Here is an 18593-nt window from a genome sequence, read left to right as displayed (position 1 = left end):
CGTATCTCAGCCGCCGCCCCTCTCCCCATCTCACCCTCAAGGTGTTCGACGCCGCGCCCTGGCGGGGCGTCCGCGCCGGCCGGGCGCCGCTGCGCGGCGGCGAGGTCGAACGGCGCAACGAGCTGGTCGAGGTGGTGCTGCGGCTGCGCGGGCACGGCGCGGCCGAGCCGTCCCTGGAGGCGTGGGCGCGGGCGGCGGCCCGGCGGTGGCTCGCGGCCAGGCAGCTCGACTCCCATCTGGCGCGCCGCCCCGAGCTGCGGGCCGAGCTGCGGGCCCTTCTCGCGGAGGGCGCGCCGTGAACCCCGTCATCGTGCTGCTGCTGATCGCCGTGTGGGCGGGCGCCATGTGGCTCGGGTTCCTGTACGTGTTCCCCGTGCTGTTCGCCGCGACGCTGGTCGTCGCCGGAGCCGCCGCGCTCGGCCTGTACTGCCTGCACGCGTGCCGGACGCTGGCGCCGTCCACGCTGGAGGGGCCGTCGCCGGTCGCCGAGCCCGCCGTCGCCTACCGGCACTACCTGCTCGGCCAGGTGTGGCGCGACTGGTGGACGATCAGCCGCACGGTCGTCCCGCAGGTGTACCGGACGGCCCGGGGCGTCGTGCTGAGGCTGACCCGGACGCTCCTCGGCGGCCCGTGGGGCTTCTTCGTCTTCCCGGTCTGGCTGGCGCTGTGCGCGGGCATCGTCGCCGCCGCCGTCCCCGCGGCGGTGTTCGTCCTCGCGCTGACGATCCTGTACGGGCTGGTCGCCGCGGTCGGGCTGGCGTCGTGGCTGGCGTGCGTGCTGGTCCTGGCGGTGGTCGAGCGCGTCTTCATGGGGTACGCGCGCATCCTGCAGACGTGCCCGCACCCCTTCTGCTACGAGCGGATCGGGCTGCCGGAGTACGCGTGCCCGAGCTGCGGGGCGCGGCACCGGCGCCTCTCGCCGGGGGCCGGCGGCGCGTTCCGGCACGTGTGCCGCTGCGGGGCACGGCTTCCCACGACCGTCCCGCTCGGGCGCTTCCGGCTGGCCGCGTACTGCCCGCACTGCGGCGGGCGGCTGCCCGAGCGCATCGGGCGCGTCCGCGTGGAGCCGCTGCCGTTCGTGGGCGGGCCGGCCGCCGGCAAGACCACGTTCATGGTCCTCGGCATCCGGGCCCTGCACGCGCGGGCCCGCGCGGTCCACGGGCGGCTGTCGTTCGTCGAGCAGCGGCACGCGCAGGCGTACGCGGGCGCGATACGCGAGTTCCAGCGCGGCGGGCGCCTCGCCAAGACCGGCCCCGAGCTGCCCCTGGCGACCATGGTGGACGTCGAGCTGCCGGGCCGCGCGCGGCGCATCCTCTACCTGTTCGACCCCGCGGGCGAGCACTACACGGGCGCGACGGAGGTCGAGTCGCTGCGCTACCTGGACCACAGCGAGGCGCTGCTGTTCGTCGTCGACCCGTTCGCGCTCCCCCAGCTCCGCCGGTCGCTCACCGGGGACGAGAGGGAGCTCGTCGACGAGGCCGCCGCCTCGTCGGAGGAGGACCCGGCCGACACCCTCCAGCGGGTGCTGAACGAGTTGCGCTCGCGTCCCGACCAGGGGCGGCAGAAGCGCGTCGCCGTCGTCGTCACCAAGACGGACCTGCTGCTGCGCACGGAGATCGGGCGCGGTCTCGACCCGGACGCCGGCCCGCGCGAATGGCTCGACCGCGTCGGGCTGGGCAACACGGTGCGCACGCTCGACCAGGTCGCCGCCGAGGTGCGGTACTTCGCCTCCGGCCTCGACACCGAGCCCGCCGCCGTCGCCGACCTGCTCGGCTGGGTGACCGGACTGCCCGCGGCGGACGCCGCGGACGGCGCCCGCGCGCCCGCCGACGTCCCTCCGGAGCCGCCGGGGACGGCGCCGCTGCGCGCCCCGTGGCCGGTGCGCGGCCGCGACGCCGGCCGCGTCCCCGCCGGGTACCAGGCGGGGCGCTGGGCGGTGCTGGCCGGAGTGTCGGTCCTGACCGTCGCCACCATCGCGGGCGCGCTCGTCGCGGCGGCCGAGCGCCTCCCGTTCTGACCGGCCGCCGCCGCGGCCGCCCCCGGGTGTGGCGCACCCCACTTCCTGACGCGGAAGATAACGGACCGTCATCGCATTGACCCTTCGGAGAGTTCCCGTCCGAGAGGCATCGCACGATGACGACCGCGACCCAGACCCCGCTGGTCCTGGACCCCGCCGCCCAGGAGCTGCTGTTCCGCGAGGCGCGCACCGCCAACGCCTTCACCGGCGAGCCGGTCGGCGAGGACCAGGTCCGCGCGATCTACGACCTGGTCCGGTGGGCCCCGACCTCCATGAACAGCCAGCCGCTGCGGATCGTGGACGTGCGCAGCCGGGAGGCGCGCGAGCGGCTGGTCCCGCTCATGAGCGAGGGCAACCGCGCCAAGACCGCGACGGCCCCGCTGACCCTCATCGCCGCCGCCGACGAGGACTTCCACGAGCACATGCCGGTCACGTTCCCGCACCGGGAGGGCGCCCGCGAGGCCCTGCGGGACAGCCCCGGCAGGCCGGCGATGGCCCGCTTCAACGCCGCACTCCAGCTCGGCTACCTGATCCTCGGCATCCGCGCGGCCGGTCTCGCCGCGGGCCCGATGACCGGTTTCGACGCCGGCGCCGTCGAGAAGGAGTTCTTCCCGGAGGGCAACGTCCGCCCCATCGCCGTGGTCAACGCGGGACGGCCCGCCCCGGACGCCTTCCACGCCCGCAACCCGCGCCTCGACGCCGCCCAGGTCATCACCACCGTCTGAGCCTCCCCCGCCCCCGCTGGAGACCCCCCATGACCCAGGCGGCCGCCTCTGCCGGCTCCAAGCTGTCCGATCCCCCCGCGGCCGGCCGGAGGCCGGTGCTGATCCTCGTGCTGGGCGCGCTGACGGCGCTGGCGCCGCTGTCGATCGACATGTACCTGCCGGCGCTGCCCCGGATGTCGGCGGACCTGTCCACGGGCGCCGCGCGAACGCAGCTCACCCTCACCGCGTGCGTCGTCGGCCTCGCCGCCGGGCAGGCGGTGGCCGGGCCGCTGAGCGACCGGCTCGGCCGCCGCCGCCCGCTGCTGGCCGGGCTCGCCGCCTACGCCGTCGCGTCGCTGCTGTGCGCCGCGGCGCCGACCGTGGAGACCCTCATCGCGCTGCGGCTGGTGCAGGGCGCCGCCGGGGCGGCCGGGATCGTGATCGCGCGGGCGATCGTCCAGGACCTGTACGACGGCGCCGCCGCGGCCCGGTTCTTCTCGGTGCTGATGCTGGTGAACGGGCTGGCGCCGATCCTCGCGCCCGTCCTCGGCGGCCAGCTGCTGCGGGTCGTGCCGTGGCCGGGCGTCTTCGCGGTCCTCGCCGGCATCGGCGTCGCGCTGTTCCTCGGGTCGCTGCTCGGGCTGGCGGAGACGCTGCCGCCCGGACGGCGCGAGACGGGCGGGCTGCGCGCGACGGCCGCGGCCTGCCGGACGCTCGTCCGGGACCGGGCGTTCACCGGGTACGGGCTGGCGATCGGCCTGTCGTTCGCGGCGCTGTTCACCTACATCTCGGGATCCCCGTTCGTGCTGCAGGACATCTACGGGATGTCGCCGCAGGGGTTCAGCGTCGCCTTCGGCGTCAACTCCCTCGGCATCGTCGCGGCCGGGCAGGCGGGCGCGCTGCTCGCCGGGCGCGTCGCCCTCACCCGGCTGCTGGCGGCCGGGCTCGCCGTCGTCGCCGCGGGCGGGGCGGTCCTGGTGGCCGCGGTCCTCGCCGGGTGGGGCCTCGGCGGGGTGCTGCCGGGGCTGTTCCTCGTCGCGGCCGGGCAGGGGCTGATCGGCCCGAACGCCACCGCCCTGGCACTGCGGGGACGCCCGCCGCGGGTGGCCGGGACCGCGTCGGCGCTGCTCGGGGTGGCCCAGTTCGCGCTGGGCGGCGCCGCCGCCCCGCTGGCCGGCGTCGCCGGGCCGGGCACCGCCGTCCCGATGGCCGTGACCATCGCCGCGCTGGCGGTGCTCGCCGCGGCCGCCGCCGCGGCCGCCTCCCGGGCCCCGCAGGCCGCGGAGCGGAGCTGAGACCGCGTCCCGCCGTCAGTCCGCGGGCCGGTCCAGGGCGCCGAGGATGAACCCGGCGACCTCGTCGGCGAGCCGGGCGGCGGGCTTGGGGCCGTCCGCGCGGTACCAGGACGGCATCTGGTTGACCATGCCGAGCGCGACGATCGTGATCGTCTCGGCGGGGGTCCCGGTGCCGAACACGCCGTCGCGCTGGCCCTGCTCGATGAGGTTCCGGAACGTCACGTGGTAGCGGCGGCGGTCGGCGCGGACCGAGCGCATCCGGGCGTGGTCCAGCCGGTGCATCTCGCGGGCGAACACCTTCGCCTCGTCGATGTGCTCGGCGGTGCTGCGGATCAGCCCGGTCAGCACCGCGTGGACGGCCTCGCGCGGCGGCAGCCCCCGCGCCAGCACCGCCCCGAGGTCGGCGAGCTGGCGGGCGATCAGCGAGTGGTAGATCTCGTAGAGCAGGTCGTCCTTGGAGTCGAAGTAGTGGTACAGCGCGCCCTTGGTGACCTCGGCGGCCTCCACGACGCTCTGCACGGGCGTCCCGTCGAAGCCGCGCTCGGCGAACAGCCGCAGCGCCGCGTCCAGGATCCGCCGCTCGACCGCGCTCTGCCGGACGGGCGCCGCCGACTCCGGCGCGGGGCCGGGCCCCGACTCGGACTGGGCCACCTGGGCACCTCCTTCGCGCGCCGCGTTGACTCCGGTGCGTTCCGCGCTCTAGCTTGCCAGAAACCGACCAGTCGGTATGCCCCCCGGGCCGATGTCGAAACCCCCGGCATCACCGCGCACCGCAGGAGAATCGATGCCCGCAGTTGAAACCGTCCGCGGCCCCGTCGACGCCGCCGCCCTCGGGCGCACGCTGATGCACGAGCACGTCTTCGTGCTCGGCGCGGAGTACGTCCAGAACCATGGCGCGGGCGACTGGTGGGACGAGGAGGAGAAGGTCGCCGACGCGGTCGGCAAGCTGCGCGAGCTGGCCGGGCTCGGCGTCACCACCATCGCCGACCCCACGGTGTGGGGTCTCGGCCGGTACCTCCCCCGGATCCAGCGGGTCAACGAGCAGGTGCCGGAGCTCAACATCATCGTGGCGACGGGCATCTACACCTACAACGACGTGCCGTTCCAGTTCCACCACCGGGGTCCCGGCACGATGATGGACGTGGGCCCCGACCCCATGATCGCCGACTTCACCCGCGACCTGACCGAGGGCATCGCCGGGACGGGGGTCAAGGCCGCGTTCCTCAAGTGCGCCGTGGACGCCCCCGGCCTCACGCCCGGCGTCGAGCGGGTGCTGCGGGCCGTCGCCGCGGCGCACCGGGAGACGGGGGCGCCGGTCACCGTGCACACCGAGAGCTCGACCCGGTCGGGCCGGACGGTCGTGGGCCTGCTCGCCGAGGAGGGCGTGGACCTCGCCAAGGTCGTCGTGGGGCACGCGGGCGACAGCAACGACCTCGACTACCTGATGGAGCTGGCCGACACCGGCGCGATCCTCGGCATGGACCGCTTCGGCCTCGACATCCTCAACACGACCGAGCAGCGGGTCGCGACCGTCGCGGCCCTGTGCGAGCGGGGCTACGCCGACCGGATGGTCCTCAGCCACGACGCGTCCTGCTTCATGGACTGGTTCGGCCCGGACCCGGCGACGGTGCCCGCGCTGCAGCCGAACTGGAACTACCGGCACATCGGCGAGGTCGTCCTGCCTGCCCTGCGCGCCGCCGGCGTCTCCGACGCGCAGATCGACCAGATGCTGGTGGAGAACCCCCGGCGCTACTTCACCGGCTGAGTTTGCCTCCTCCTCTTTCGGTCTAATCACATGGAATCGGGAATCATGGGAGGAACCTGCGGGAGGAGGCAACCAGGTGAGCGAGGACTCCAGGCGCCGCCGCGCCCGTGCCGCGGTCCCCCTGCTGCTGGTGGCGCTCCTGGCCCTCCTCGCACCCGGCTGCCGCGTCGTAGAGAGCGAGAGCCCGCAGGACGTCCCGCCGTCCGCCGCGCCGACCCGCCACCAGAACGCCAAGCCCAGCGGGCGGCGGCCGGGCGTGGTCAACATCGAGACCGAGCAGACGCTGAACGGCACCCGCGCCGCCGGGACGGGCATCGTGCTCACCGCGTCCGGCCTGGTGCTGACCAACAACCACGTCATCCAGGGCGCCACCGCCATCAGGGGGACGGACGTCGACGACCGGCGCGGCTACCCGGCGCAGGTCGTGGGCTACGACCGGGCGGGCGACATCGCGGTGATCCGGCTGTCCGGCGCGACCCGGCTGAAGACCGCCGCGTTCGCCTCCGCCGGCGGCGTCGCGGTCGGCGACACCGTCACCGCCGTCGGCAACGCGGGCGGCAAGGGCGGCACGCCCACGGTCGTCACCGGCAAGGTCACCGCGCTGGAGCAGTCGGTCACCGCGCGCGACGACAGCACCGGCACCTCCGAGCGGCTCACCGGGCTGATCGAGACGAACGCGCCGATCCGGCCGGGCGACTCCGGCGGGCCGCTGCTGGACACCTCCGGCAAGGTCATCGGCATCAACACCGCGGCGTCCGCCGGGTTCTCGGTGAAGGACGCCCGGAAGCGCGAGGACCACCGGGGCTACGCGATCCCGTCCGACCGGGCGCTGGAGACCGCCCGGCAGATCCAGCGCGGCGAGGCGTCCTCGACCGTGCACATCGGCCGCACCGCGCTGCTCGGCGTCAAGGTCCGCCCGAACGGCCGCTCCCCCGGCGCGCTGGTCGCCGAGCTCGTGCCCGGTTCCCCCGCCGAGGCCGCCGGGGTCCCAGTCGGGGGCGTCATCGTCGCCTTCGGCGGCGCCGCGGTCGACGCGCCGTCCACTCTCACGAGCCTGATGCTGGCCCGCCATCCGGGCGACACCGTCCGGATCGAGTGGACGACGAGCCGGGGCGACCGGAGGGCGGGGACGGTCCACCTGACGGAAGGCCCGCCCCAGTAGCGCGCCGGACCGGCGCCGGCGTGCGACAGTGGGGGTGTCGGCCGACCACGAGGATGTGCCCCATGACGCGCAAGGCGCCCGCCGGTGACTTCGACGACTCCGAACTGGAGGTCTCGGAGCCGAAGACCTGGGCGGCGGGCGTTCCCGGCGTCACGGCCGCGCTGCGCCACGCCCACGCGCAGATGGGCGTGCGGCGGACGGCGCTGACGCTGCTGCGCGTCAACCAGAAGCAGGGGTTCGACTGCCCGGGGTGCGCCTGGCCCGAGGGCGACCACCGGCACGCCGCCGAGTTCTGCGAGAACGGCGCGAAGGCCGTCGCGGAGGAGGCCACGGCACGGCGCGTCACCCGCGAGTTCTTCGCCGAGCACGGCGTCGAGGAGCTGGCCGGGCGCTCCGACCACTGGCTGGGCCAGCAGGGGCGGCTGACCGAGCCGATGGTGAAGCGCGCCGGGTTCGGGCACTACGAGCCGGTGTCGTGGGACGAGGCGTTCCGGCTGCTGGCGTCCGAGCTCAACGCCCTGGACTCGCCGGACGAGGCCGTCTTCTACACCTCCGGGCGGACCAGCAACGAGGCGGCGTTCGCCTACCAGCTGTTCGCGCGGGCGTTCGGCACGAACAACATGCCCGACTGCAGCAACATGTGCCACGAGTCGTCCGGGTCGGCGCTGAGCGAGACGATCGGCATCGGCAAGGGCTCGGTGCTGCTGGAGGACCTCTACCGGGCCGACCTCGTCTTCGTCGTCGGCCAGAACCCCGGGACGAACCACCCGCGGATGCTGTCGGCGCTGGAGCGGGCGAAACGGGAGGGCGCCCGCGTCATCGCCGTCAACCCGCTGCCCGAGGCGGGGCTGATGCGGTTCAAGAACCCGCAGCGCGCCTCCGGGATGGCCGGGCGCGGCACGGTGCTGGCCGACCGGTTCCTGCAGATCCGGCTGAACGGCGACCTCGCGCTGTTCCAGGCGCTCAACCGGATGCTGCTGGGGTCGGAGGCGCCCGGGGCCCTCGACCGGGAGTTCCTCGACGCCCACGCGCACGGCTTCGAGGCGTTCCGCGAGCACGCCCTCGGCCTGGACTGGGACGACGTGCTGGAGGCGACCGGCCTCACCCGCGAGGAGATCGCCGCGACGCTGGGCGACGTCCTCGCCGCCGAGCGGATCGTCGTCTGCTGGGCGATGGGCCTCACCCAGCACCGCAACTCCGTGCCGACCATCCGCGAGATCGTCAACTTCCTGCTGCTGCGCGGCAACATCGGCCGGCCCGGCGCGGGCGTCTGCCCGGTGCGCGGCCACTCCAACGTGCAGGGCGACCGGACGATGGGCATCTGGGAGCGGCCGAAGCCCGCCTTCCTGGACGCCCTCGCCGCCGAGTTCGGGTTCGAGCCGCCCCGCGAGCACGGCCTGGACACCGTCGGGGCGATCCGCGCCATGCGCGACGGCAGGGCGAAGGTGTTCCTCGGCATGGGCGGCAACTTCGTCCGCGCCACCCCCGACTCCGCCGTGACGGAGGCGGCCCTGCGCCGCTGCCGGCTGACCGCGCAGGTGTCGACCAAGCTCAACCGGTCGCACGCGGTGACCGGGGAGGTGGCGCTGATCCTCCCGACGCTCGGCCGCACCGAGCGCGACGTGCGGGAGACGGGGCCGCAGATCGTCTCCGTCGAGGACTCCATGGGCATGGTGCACGCCTCCCGCGGCCGCCTCGCACCGGCGTCCGGGCACCTGCTGTCCGAGGTGGCGATCGTCTGCCGGCTCGCGCGGGCCGCGCTGCCCGGATCGGACATCGCCTGGGAGGCGATGGAGCGCGACTACGACGTGATCCGCGACCACGTCTCCCGGGTCGTCCCGGGCTTCGAGGACTTCAACGCCCGCCTCCGCGAGCCGGGCGGCTTCACGCTCCCCCACGCTCCCCGCGACGAGCGCCGGTTCCCGACGGCGACCGGCAAGGCCAACCTCACCGTGAACGAACTGGAGGTCCTGCGGGTCCCCGAGGGGCGGCTGCTGCTCCAGACCCTCCGCAGCCACGACCAGTACAACACCACCGTCTACGGCCTGGACGACCGCTACCGGGGCATCAAGGCCGGACGCCGCGTCGTGCTCGTCAACCCCGCCGACCTGGACCGCCTCGGCATCGCCGACGGCGCGACCGTCGACCTGGTCTCGGAGTGGCCGGACGGCGCCGAGCGCCGCGCCCCCGCCTTCCGCGCCGTCTCCTACCCGACCGCGCCGGGCTGCGCGGCGGCCTACTTCCCGGAGGCGAACGTCCTGGTCCCGCTCGACAGCACCGCGGAGATCAGCAACACCCCCACGTCCAAGTCCGTCGTCGTCCGCCTGGAGCCGGCCGCGCCCTGACCCCCGCGGCGCGGAGCGCCGGTCTAGGCTGCGGGAATGACGAACCTCCCCGAGCATCCCGGAACGCCCGGAGCGCCGGAGATGCGGGCCGGTGACGCCGACCGCGAGCGGGTCGCGCAGGTGCTGCGGGACGCGGCCGGCGACGGGCGGCTCACGCTGGACGAGCTGGACGAGCGGCTGGACGCGGTGTACGCCGCCAAGACCTACGGGGAGCTCGAACCGATCACCCGCGACCTGCCGTCGCCGGGCCGGGCGGCTCCCCCGGCGACGGGGGCGGGCTGGCGGCCGGTCCCCGGCGCGCCGTCCTGGCGCCGCGGCATCGCGATCATGAGCGGGTTCCGCCGGGCGGGCGTGTGGAACGTCCCCCCGCGCTTCAGGGCGTTCGCCTTCTGGGGCGGCGGGAAGATCGATCTGAGGGACGCCCGGTTCGAGGAGGGCCGGGTGACGATCCGGGCCCTGGCGATCATGGGCGGATTCCAGATCATCGTGCCGGACGACGTCACCGTGCACGTCGACGGGCTCGGGATCATGGGCGGGTTCGACCAGCGGGCGAGCGGGCCCGGCGTGCCGGGCGCCCCCACGGTGGTCGTGAAGGGCCTGGCGTTCTGGGGCGGCGTCGGCGTGAAGCGCCGCAGGCGGCGCGGGGACGGGACCGCTCAGGACTGATCGGCCAGGCGGTCCAGCCACTCGCCCAGCAGCGCCGCCTCCGAGGGGGTCAGCCCCGCCGGCGGGGCTGACCGCAGCGCCGACTTCAGCGCCACCGCCCGCGCCGCGGGCGTGGCGTCGGCCGGGCCGTCGCCTTCCGAGGTCACGGCGGCGAGGACGGCCTCGCGCGTGCGGACCGCGGCGTCCCGGTCGGCGCCGCCGCCGGACGGGTTCGCGATCAGCGTGAGGGCCGTCCCGACCCCGGCGGCGTGGATCATGCGGGCGGCGGTGGCGACCGGGACGCGGAGCCGTCCCGCGGCGGCCGCGGCCTCGACCAGGCCCAGCAGGATGCCGTAGGCCTCGCCGGCGGCGGGCGGGGTGCGGGGCGTCCCGTACATCAGCGTGTAGAACGCCGGATGGGTGACGGCGTACTCGATGTGCAGGTCCCAGCCGCGGCGCAGGTCCTCGACCGGGTCGCCGGTGCCGCTCTGGGCCCGCTTGCCCGCCAGGTACTCCTCGAACCCGTGGGCGGCGACGGCGTCGAACAGGCCGCGCTTGTCGCCGAAGTGGTGGTACAGCGTCGGCGCCCCGACCCCCGCGGCGGTGCACACGGCCCGGGTCGAGACCGGCTCGCCGCCGGCCTCGGTGAGCAGGCGCGCGGCGGCGCGCAGGATGCGGTCGCGGGTGCGGGGATCCCTCTGAGCGGTCACAACAACGATGTTACAAAACTTTTCGAGCAGCGCTATGCTGCATCGTATAGCGTAGGTACAGTCATTGCTATACCGATGTTAGAGAACGGCCGGCCGGCCGTCACGACACGAGAGGGGGCGCCGCCATGCGCAGCGCCGTGCTCACCGCCCCGGGCGGGCCGCTGGAGATCGTCGAGCACGAGGAGCCCCGGCCCGGCCCCGGCGAGATCCTGGTGAGGGTCGCCGCCTGCGGGATGTGCTTCTCCGAGGTCAACCACCTGCGGGGCCACTACCCGTTCGGAACGTTCCCCGTCGTCCCCGGACACGAGATCAGCGGGGTCGTCGCGGCTCTCGGCGAGGGCGTCGACTGGCCCGAGGTCGGCACCGCGGTCGGCGCCGCCTGGCTGTACGGGTCCTGCGGCCACTGCGACCAGTGCGCCCGCGGCGACCAGATCCTCTGCACCGGCGCGCCGAAGCAGGTCACCGGCGTCAACCGCGACGGCGGGTACACCGAGTACTTCGTCGGCCGCGCCGGGTTCGTCACGCCGCTGCCGGACGGCCTGGACCCGGTCGCCGGCGCGCCGCTGATGTGCGCCGGCCTCACCGCCTTCAACGGGCTCCGGCAGGCCGGGGCCGCCGCCGGGTCGAAGGTGGCCGTGCTCGGCACCGGCGGCGTCGGGACGATGGCCCAGCGGTTCGCCGCCGCGATGGGCGCCCGCGTCGCCGTGGTGTCGCGGTCGCGCCGCGCCGAGAAGGAGGCGCTCGGCCTCGGCGCCGAACTGTTCGTCGCGACCGACGAGGAGGATCCCGCCGAGGCGCTGCGGGCGTGGGGCGGCGCCGACCTGGTGGTGAACGCCGCGCCCGCCACCGCGACGGGGCTCGCCGCGTTCGGCGGCCTGCGCCCGGACGGCACCCTGCTCTACCTCGGCCTGGGCGCCGAGAACGTGAGCGTGCCGCCGATGGCCCTGGTCAGCGGCCGGCTGCGGGTGATGGGCGTGCCCTCGGGCTCCCCGCACGACCTGCGCGACACCCTCGCGTTCGCGGTGGCGCACGGGATCGTCCCCGAGGTCGTCCCGGTCACGCTGGACGAGGCACCGGGCGTCCTCGCCGCGATGGACGAGGGCGTCCACCGGGGCCGCGCCGTCATCACCTTCCCGTGAACCGCCTCCACGGCCGCGCCCGCTCGTAGACGGCGCACGCGGCCATCACCAGGGCGTCGGCGTGGCGGGCGCCGACGACCTGGAGGCCGACGGGCAGGCCGCGGGAGGTGAAGCCGCACGGCAGGCTCGCCGCGGGCTGCTGGGTCATGTTGAACGGGTAGGTGAACGGGGTCCAGCCCGTCCAGCGCGGGGACGGCGAGCCCGGCGGGACCTCCAGGCCGGCCTCGAACGCGGCGATCGGCGTCGTCGGGGTGAGCAGCAGGTCGTAGCGCTCGTGGAACACGCCCATCATCCGCCCGAGCTCCATGCGCCGGGCCGTGGCCGTCAGGTAGTCCAGCGCCGAGTACCGCGCGCCCCGCTCGCAGATCTCCCGCAGCCCCGGGTCGAGCAGCCCGCGCTCCTCCTGCGACAGGTGCTCGACGACCTTGGCGGCGCCCGCGAACCACAGGACCTCGAAGTCCGCGACCGGGTCCCCGAAGCCGGGGTCGACCTGCTCGACCTTCGCGCCGAGCTCGGCGAAGGCCTCGGCGGCGGCCGCGACCGGCGCCGCGACCTCCGGGTCGACCTCCGCGAACCCGAGGTCCGGGCTGAACGCGACGCGCAGGCCGGTCAGGTCGTCCCGCCCGGCTCCGGCCTCGGCGAACGGCACGTCGGGCGGCGGCAGCGACGACCAGTCGCGGCCGTCCGCCCCGCACACGGCGTCGAGCAGCAGGGCGGCGTCCGCCACGGTGTTGGTCATGGGGCCGATGTGCGCGAGCGTCCCGAACGGGCTCGCCGGGTAGTGCGGGATGCGGCCGTAGGTCGGCTTGATCGTGAAGGTGCCGGTGAACGCGGCGGGGATGCGCACCGAGCCGCCGCCGTCGGTGCCGAGAGCGAGCGGCGCCATGCCCGCCGCGACCGCCGCCGCCGCGCCGCCGCTCGACCCGCCCGGCGTGCGGGAGGGGTCCCACGGGTTGCGCGTGACGCCCGTCAGCGGGTTGTCGGTCACGCCCTTCCAGGCGAACTCCGGCGTCGTCGTCTTGCCGGCGAACACCGCGCCCTGCTCGCGGAGGCGGGCCACGGACGGCGCGTCCTCGGCCCACGCGCCGGCGGGGTCGATCGTCCTGGAGCCGCGCAGCGTCGGCCAGCCGCGGGTGAGCAGGACGTCCTTGATGGAGACCGGCACGCCGTCCAGCGGCCCGAGCGTCGTGCCGCGCCGCCACCGCTCGGTCGCGGCCCGCGCCATGTCGAGGGTGGTCTCCTCGTCGACGAGGCAGAACGCGTTGAGCTCCGGATCGTCCCGCTCGATCCGGGCGAGCACGGCCCCGGCGGCCTCGACCGGGGACAGCGCCCCCGCCCGGTACTCCGCGAGCAGTTCGGTCGCGGTCAGATCGGCCGCATCGGCCATGGCTACCCCCTCTGGTGTGATGCCGCCCGCTCCGGGCCCACGTAGCCGAGGCGCTTGTCCACGACGTTGCGCAGCGGGCGGCCGGACACGTAGCGGCCGAGGTTGTCGGCGAAGAGCCGGACGAGCTCGTCCCGCCAGCCGACGACGTCGCCGGACATGTGCGGGGAGACGATGACGCCCGGCATCTCCCACAGCGGCGAGGACTCCGGCAGCGGCTCGTCCTCGAAGACGTCGAGCGCGGCGCCCGCGATCCGGCCCGCGCGCAGCGCCTCGACGAGGTCGCCCTCGGCCACCAGGCCGCCGCGCCCGACGTTGACCAGCCGCGCGGACGGGCGCATCCGCTCCAGCGCCGCGGCGTCGATCATGCCCCGGGTCTGCGGGGTGAGGGGCGCGGCGAGCACGACGTAGTCGGCCCGGGCGAGCGCCTCGCCCAGCCGCTCCATCGGGTGGACGACACCGAGGTCGGGGTCGGCGTCGCGGGCGGTGCGCCCGGCGCCGGAGACGACCAGGCCCGCCGCCGACAGGCGGCGGCCGATCGCGCGGCCGATCGGGCCGGTGCCGACGACCAGCGCGCGGGCGCCGGTGATCCGCTCGGTCTCGCGGTGCCGCCAGCGCCGCTCGCCCTGGAGGCGGACGGTGGTGTGCAGGTCCTTGGCGAAGGCCAGCACGAGCCCGAGGACGTACTCGGCGATCGGCTCGTCGAACACGCCGCGCGAGTTGGTGACAACCGTGTCACTGTCGACGAGCCCGGGGAACATGAGCCGGTCGACGCCGGCGCTGGCGATGTGGACCCATCCGGGGCCGCCGGACTCCGGCCACGCGCCGGCCACGGCGTCCGAGAGGAAATCCCACATGAACAGGACATCGGCGCCGGGAAGCGCCGCCGCGAGCTCTGTTTCACGCACGTAACGGACTCGCGCGAGGCTCTCCGCCTCCTCCATGCCGCGCGGATCGACGTCGCCCAGCAGGACCACCACGTCAGGCGGGCCACCGGATGCGTGCTGAGCAGGGTCCATCGGCGTCACTTCCGGGGTGTGCGGAGTTTACGAGAAGGCAACGGCGGGAGGCATTGACACGCTAGGAACCGTTCGTAGGATTGTCAACAATCAACGCGGTGGACCGCGGCCCCGGCCACCGCAGTGGGATATGTGCTGCAAGACCGTCGCAACCCGTGCCCAGCAGGGCCAGGACGGATCCCAGAGCGCTCTAACAGCCCCCGTCGGGGGTGTGGGGGGACGTCGTCCTCCCACGAACATGGAGAGTCCTTCGGGTGGCGACGCTCTCGCCCACCCCTGTTCACGGGGAGGTCAGCATGCCCAAGCTCATGACCATCACTCTGGAGCGCCGCGGCGTCTCCTGTGTCGCGGAGCTCCTGGAGAAGGATGCGCCGAGGACCTGCGAAGCGGTCTGGAACGCTCTACCGCTCGGAGGCGAGGCCTACCACGCCAAGTACGCCCGCAACGAGGTGTACACGATGGTCGAGCGGTTCTCCGAGGAGGAGGTCGGCCTGGAGAACCCCACCGTCACCCCGATCCCGGGAGACGTCGTCTACTTCTCCTTCCCCGGCGGGATGCTCGACCGGAAGTTCAAGGAGGAGAAGAACATCCACGCCCTGCCCGGCGTCATCGACCTCGCGATCTTCTACGGCCGCAACAACCTGCTGCTGAACGGGGACGTCGGCTGGGTCCCCGGCAACGTCTACGCGACGATCGTCGACGGCCTGGACCGCATGGCCGAGGCGTGCAACGACGTGTGGCGGTCCGGCGGCGTCGGCGAGCGCCTCCTCTACGCGCGCGCAGAGTCCTAGAGTGGCGGCCGCGCAGATGACATTCGACCCCTCGCTGGTCGTCGGCCCAGAGCTGCTCGCCCAGCACGGCATCGGGGTGGTCGCGCCTTTCGACTTCGCCCTCGACCGGGAACTGTGGCGCTGGACGCCCGACGACGTGTCGCTGTTCATGACCCGGCTGCCGTACGTGCCGGTCCCGGTCACGGTGGAGATGGCCTCGGCGCTGTCGGACCAGTCGATCGTCCGGCAGGCGACCCGCGACGTCCTGGCCCCCGAGCCGCTCGCGGTCGCCTACGCGTGCGCGTCGGGCAGCTTCATCCGCGGCAAGGCGGGCGAGCTCCAGCTGCACGAGTCGATGCTGCGGGCTGGCGCGCCGGTCTCGACGACGACCTCGGGCGCGCTGGTGGAGTCGCTCCGGCTGCTCGGCGCCCGGCGCATCTCGGTCGTCACGCCCTACATCGACGCCGTCACCGAGCGGCTCGTGTCGTTCCTCGGCGAGCACGGCGTCGAGGTGGTGTCCTCGGTCGGGCTGGGGCTGCTCAGCCACATCTGGAAGGTCGGCTACGGCGAGATCGTGTCGGCGGTGTCGGCGGTGGACTGCCCCGAGGCCGAGGCCGTCTTCATCAGCTGCACCAACGTCCCGACCTACGACATCATCGCGCCGCTCGAGCAGATGATCGGCAAGCCGGTGCTGACCGCCAACCAGGTGACGATGTGCTCGGCGCTGCGCGCCATGGGCCGGTCGGCGTCCGGTCCCGGACAGTCCCTGGTCGGCCTCGCTCCCTTCACGGCGGCCTAGCCGCCATGATCTCCAAAGGTAGGATTGTCGACAACATGCGCCAGAACGGGTTGCGCGCGGGGTTCCTCTACCCCGGCTACAGCGCCGAGGACGACTACCCCGCCATCGAGCGCGCCCTCGGGGAGGTCAGCCTCCCGGTCGTGCACACGCTGATGCGCGAGGACGCCCACCGCGTCGACGCGCTGCTGGACATCGGCGGCGCCGACGTGCTCGGCGACGGGGCCCGCACGCTCCGCGGCCTCGGCGTGAAGGCCGCCGTCTGGGCGTGCACCAGCGGAAGCTTCGTGTTCGGCTGGGACGGCGCCGCGCAGCAGGTCGCGGGGGTGCGCGAGGCGGCGGGCGTGCCCGCCTCCAGCACGTCGTTCGCGTTCGTCCACGCGGCGCGGGCGCTCGGCGTGACCCGGGTCGCGGTCGCCGCGACCTATCCCGCCGACGTCGCCGAGCGGTTCGTCGCGTTCCTCGCCCACGCCGGCATCGAGGTGGTGGCGCTGTCCTGCCGGGGCATCGTCACCGCCGCCGAGGTCGGCACCCTCGGCCGCGACGAGGTGCTGGCGTTCGTCGCGGCCAACGACCATCCGGACGCCGAGGCGGTGCTGGTGCCCGACACCGCGCTGCACACGGTGTCCTGGCTCGACAAGCTGGAGGCGCGGGTCGGCAAGCCGGTGCTGACCGCCAACCAGGTGAGCGTCTGGGAGGGGCTGCGGCTCGCGTCCGGCCCCGAGGGTCTCCCGCCGCGCACCGGGCTGGGCCGGCTGTTCTCCGTCCCCGCCGCCGCCCCCCTGCACGGGCGACATGCCTGGCAGACATGAGAAGACGAAAGGGAACCGCGCATGGGCCGACTGGGTGAGCTGGAGCCTGTTCCCCGCAAGTCGACGGTGGAGATCGTCTCGGACGAGCTGCGTTCGGCGATCATGTACGGGTCGCTGGAGCCCGGCGCGCAGCTCGGCGAGGCCGAGCTCGCCGCGCGCCTCGGCATCAGCCGCGGACCGCTGCGCGAGGCCATGCAGCGGCTCGTCCAGGAGGGGCTGCTCGTCAGCGAGCCGCACCGCGGGCTGTTCGTGATCACGCTGGACGAGGGGGACGTGGAGGACGTCTACCTCGCCCGGCTCGCGATCGAGCGCGAGGCCTGCCGGCTGATCATGGACCGCAACCGGGGCGAGGCGGTGGCCCGGCTCACCGAGGCGCTGGAGGCGCTCGTGGCCGCCGCCCGCGAGCGCGACCGGGTCGCGATGAGCGACGCCGACCAGGCCTTCCACGAGGTGCTGGTCAGCTCGTCGGGCAGTCCGCGGCTGGAGCGGATGGCGCACACGCTGCTGGTGGAGACGCGCATGTGCCTGAACGCGCTCCAGGACACCTATCCCGAGCCCGCCGACCTCGTGGAGGAGCACCGGCGGCTCGTCGACGCGATCGGCGACGGGGAGGAGGAGCACCTGCTCACCCTCATCGAGGAGCACATGACCGACTCCATCCAGCGGCTCCGCGAGTCCTAGCGACCGGCCCCGCCACGCGGGGCCGCGGGCCCTGGACAACGAACCCGGGGCCACCTAGATTGCAGATTGTCGACAATCTACCGGAGGGCCGTATGGCGACGCTGTCTCCCCTGCTCAAGCAGGCCACCCCCGTCCTCGCCGAGCGCGGCGAGGGCGTCTACCTCTACGACGCCGAGGGCCGCCGGCACCTGGACTTCACCGCGGGCATCGGCGTCGTCAACACCGGGCACTGCCACCCGCGCGTGGTCGAGGCCGCGCAGCAGCAGGTGGGCACGCTCGTCCACGGCCAGTACACGACCGTCATGCACCGGCCGCTGCTGCGGCTGACCGAGGCGCTCGGCGAGGTGCTGCCGGAGGGCCTGGACTCGCTGTTCTTCCTCAACAGCGGCAGCGAGGCGGTCGAGGCGGCCATCCGGCTGGCCCGGCACGCCACCGGCCGGCAGAACATCGTCGTCTTCCACGGCTCCTTCCACGGCCGCACGATGGGCGCCGCCGCGCTCACCACGGCGGGCACGAAGTTCCGCGCCGGGATCGGCCCGCTCATGCCGGGCGCCGCGATCGCGCCGTTCCCGCAGGCCTACCGGTACGGGTGGCCGGAGGAAGAGGCGACGCGGTTCGCGCTGCGCGAGCTCGACTACCTGCTCGCCACCGCGAGCCCGGCGTCCGACACGGCCGCCTTCGTGGTCGAGCCGGTCCTCGGCGAGGGCGGCTACATCCCCGCGCCGCCCGCCTTCCTGGAGGGCCTGCGCGAGCGCGCCGACCGGCACGGCATCCTGCTGGTCGTGGACGAGGTGCAGACCGGGTTCGGGCGGACCGGCCGGTTCTGGGGCCACGAGCACTCCGCCGCGCGCCCCGACGTCCTGATCACGGCCAAGGGCCTGGCGAGCGGGTTCCCGCTGTCGGCGATCGCGGCGCCGGAGGCCCTGATGGCCAAGGCCCGCCCGGGGTCGCAGGGCGGCACGTACGGGGGCAACGCCGTCTCGTGCGCCGCCGCGCTCGCCACCCTTCGGGTCATCGCCGACGAGGACCTGGTCGGCAACTCCGCCGTGCAGGGCGCGCGGCTGAACGACGGGCTCCGCAAGGTCGCCGCCGACCACCCGGCGATCGGCGACGTGCGCGGGCTCGGGCTGATGCAGGCCAGCGAGTTCACCACGCCGGACGGCGAACCCGACGCCGCCGCGGCGGCGCGGGCGCACGGGGCCGCCGCCGAGCGCGGGCTGCTGCTGCTGACCTGCGGCGCGTACGGCAACGTCGTCCGGATGATCCCGCCGCTGATCGTCACCGCGGAGCAGATCGACGACGGCCTCGCCCTGTGGGCGGACGCCGTCGCCGACGCCCTCGGCTAGGGG

The 18593-nt window shown here is 74.5% G+C and carries 17 protein-coding genes and 1 pseudogene; 14 read left to right on the top strand and 4 right to left on the bottom strand.

Annotation, left to right across the window (positions count from 1 at the left end):
- From AB0C87_RS14860 to AB0C87_RS14845, 4 genes and pseudogenes are all read left to right on the top strand, one after another.
- Positions 1 to 299, top strand: a pseudogene (locus tag AB0C87_RS14860) (hypothetical protein); the annotation flags it as partial.
- Positions 296 to 2017, top strand: a complete 1722-nt coding sequence (locus tag AB0C87_RS14855) for a hypothetical protein (protein WP_360577845.1) — start codon at positions 296 to 298, stop codon at positions 2015 to 2017. The pseudogene AB0C87_RS14860 and the gene AB0C87_RS14855, both read left to right, overlap by 4 nt.
- 116 nt (positions 2018 to 2133) lie before the next feature.
- Positions 2134 to 2742: a malonic semialdehyde reductase gene (locus AB0C87_RS14850; protein WP_360577843.1), complete on the top strand. Its 609-nt coding sequence runs from the start codon at positions 2134 to 2136 to the stop codon at positions 2740 to 2742.
- A gap of 29 nt (positions 2743 to 2771) precedes the next feature.
- Positions 2772 to 4016 (top strand): multidrug effflux MFS transporter, encoded by a 1245-nt coding sequence (locus tag AB0C87_RS14845; protein WP_360577841.1) that lies wholly within the window; start codon positions 2772 to 2774, stop codon positions 4014 to 4016.
- Positions 4017 to 4031: 15 nt separating this feature from the next.
- On the opposite strand, the gene AB0C87_RS14840 is transcribed toward AB0C87_RS14845, so the two are convergent.
- Positions 4032 to 4667, bottom strand: coding sequence for a TetR/AcrR family transcriptional regulator (locus AB0C87_RS14840; RefSeq protein WP_345182362.1), 636 nt, complete (start codon positions 4665 to 4667; stop codon positions 4032 to 4034).
- Between the two features lie 133 nt (positions 4668 to 4800).
- Here AB0C87_RS14840 and AB0C87_RS14835 point away from each other — a divergent pair, with 133 nt between their 5' ends.
- From AB0C87_RS14835 to AB0C87_RS14820, 4 genes are all read left to right on the top strand, one after another.
- The gene (locus AB0C87_RS14835) at positions 4801 to 5781 is read left to right on the top strand and encodes a phosphotriesterase-related protein (protein ID WP_345182360.1); all 981 of its coding nucleotides are present in this window, start codon (positions 4801 to 4803) and stop codon (positions 5779 to 5781) included.
- Positions 5782 to 5857: 76 nt separating this feature from the next.
- Positions 5858 to 6943 (top strand): trypsin-like peptidase domain-containing protein, encoded by a 1086-nt coding sequence (locus AB0C87_RS14830; RefSeq protein WP_345182357.1) that lies wholly within the window; start codon positions 5858 to 5860, stop codon positions 6941 to 6943.
- Positions 6944 to 7005: 62 nt separating this feature from the next.
- Positions 7006 to 9288, top strand: coding sequence for an FdhF/YdeP family oxidoreductase (locus AB0C87_RS14825; protein ID WP_360577838.1), 2283 nt, complete (start codon positions 7006 to 7008; stop codon positions 9286 to 9288).
- 36 nt (positions 9289 to 9324) lie between these two features.
- A complete protein-coding gene (locus tag AB0C87_RS14820; protein ID WP_345182352.1) occupies positions 9325 to 9954 on the top strand; it encodes a DUF1707 domain-containing protein in 630 nt (209 codons plus the stop codon).
- On the opposite strand, the gene AB0C87_RS14815 is transcribed toward AB0C87_RS14820, so the two are convergent.
- Entirely contained in the window at positions 9945 to 10643 is a 699-nt protein-coding gene (locus AB0C87_RS14815; protein ID WP_353835222.1) for a TetR family transcriptional regulator, read from the bottom strand. The genes AB0C87_RS14820 and AB0C87_RS14815 overlap by 10 nt on opposite strands.
- Positions 10644 to 10768: 125 nt before the next feature.
- Between AB0C87_RS14815 and AB0C87_RS14810 the strand changes: the two genes are divergently transcribed.
- Complete coding sequence (locus AB0C87_RS14810) at positions 10769 to 11782, top strand: alcohol dehydrogenase catalytic domain-containing protein (protein WP_360577836.1); 1014 nt, start codon at positions 10769 to 10771, stop codon at positions 11780 to 11782.
- Here the strand turns inward: AB0C87_RS14810 and AB0C87_RS14805 are convergent.
- Both AB0C87_RS14805 and AB0C87_RS14800 read right to left on the bottom strand, forming a co-directional pair.
- Positions 11769 to 13169, bottom strand: coding sequence for an amidase (locus tag AB0C87_RS14805; RefSeq protein WP_360577834.1), 1401 nt, complete (start codon positions 13167 to 13169; stop codon positions 11769 to 11771). The two genes, AB0C87_RS14810 and AB0C87_RS14805, sit on opposite strands and share 14 nt — an antisense overlap.
- A gap of 2 nt (positions 13170 to 13171) precedes the next feature.
- Complete coding sequence (locus tag AB0C87_RS14800) at positions 13172 to 14110, bottom strand: NAD(P)-dependent oxidoreductase (RefSeq protein WP_353835226.1); 939 nt, start codon at positions 14108 to 14110, stop codon at positions 13172 to 13174.
- 383 nt (positions 14111 to 14493) lie between these two features.
- On the opposite strand from AB0C87_RS14800, the gene AB0C87_RS14795 reads away from it, so the two are divergent.
- The 5 genes from AB0C87_RS14795 (at position 14494) to AB0C87_RS14775 (ending at position 18590) form a co-directional block, all read left to right on the top strand.
- Positions 14494 to 14976 (top strand): DUF3830 family protein, encoded by a 483-nt coding sequence (locus tag AB0C87_RS14795; protein ID WP_221493891.1) that lies wholly within the window; start codon positions 14494 to 14496, stop codon positions 14974 to 14976.
- A 16-nt stretch (positions 14977 to 14992) separates the two neighbouring features.
- Complete coding sequence (locus tag AB0C87_RS14790; RefSeq protein ID WP_345182343.1) at positions 14993 to 15754, top strand: Asp/Glu racemase; 762 nt, start codon at positions 14993 to 14995, stop codon at positions 15752 to 15754.
- 35 nt (positions 15755 to 15789) lie between these two features.
- Positions 15790 to 16563, top strand: coding sequence for a maleate cis-trans isomerase (locus tag AB0C87_RS14785; RefSeq protein WP_345182341.1), 774 nt, complete (start codon positions 15790 to 15792; stop codon positions 16561 to 16563).
- A 21-nt stretch (positions 16564 to 16584) separates the two neighbouring features.
- Positions 16585 to 17244 carry a GntR family transcriptional regulator gene (locus AB0C87_RS14780; RefSeq protein ID WP_345182339.1) on the top strand — a complete coding sequence of 220 codons (660 nt, stop codon included), beginning with the start codon at positions 16585 to 16587 and terminating at the stop codon, positions 17242 to 17244.
- A 92-nt stretch (positions 17245 to 17336) separates the two neighbouring features.
- On the top strand, positions 17337 to 18590 hold the full coding sequence (locus tag AB0C87_RS14775) for an aminotransferase class III-fold pyridoxal phosphate-dependent enzyme (RefSeq protein ID WP_360577832.1): 1254 nt from the start codon (positions 17337 to 17339) through the stop codon (positions 18588 to 18590).
- The last annotated feature ends 3 nt before the right edge of the window (positions 18591 to 18593 follow it).

Origin of the sequence: Actinomadura sp. NPDC048021, assembly GCF_040653135.1 — a bacterium.
In the GTDB taxonomy this organism is placed as follows: Bacteria; Actinomycetota; Actinomycetes; order Streptosporangiales; family Streptosporangiaceae; genus Spirillospora; species Spirillospora verrucosospora.
Note: the sequence above shows the minus strand (reverse complement) of the source record. Positions and strands in the feature narration are given on the sequence as shown.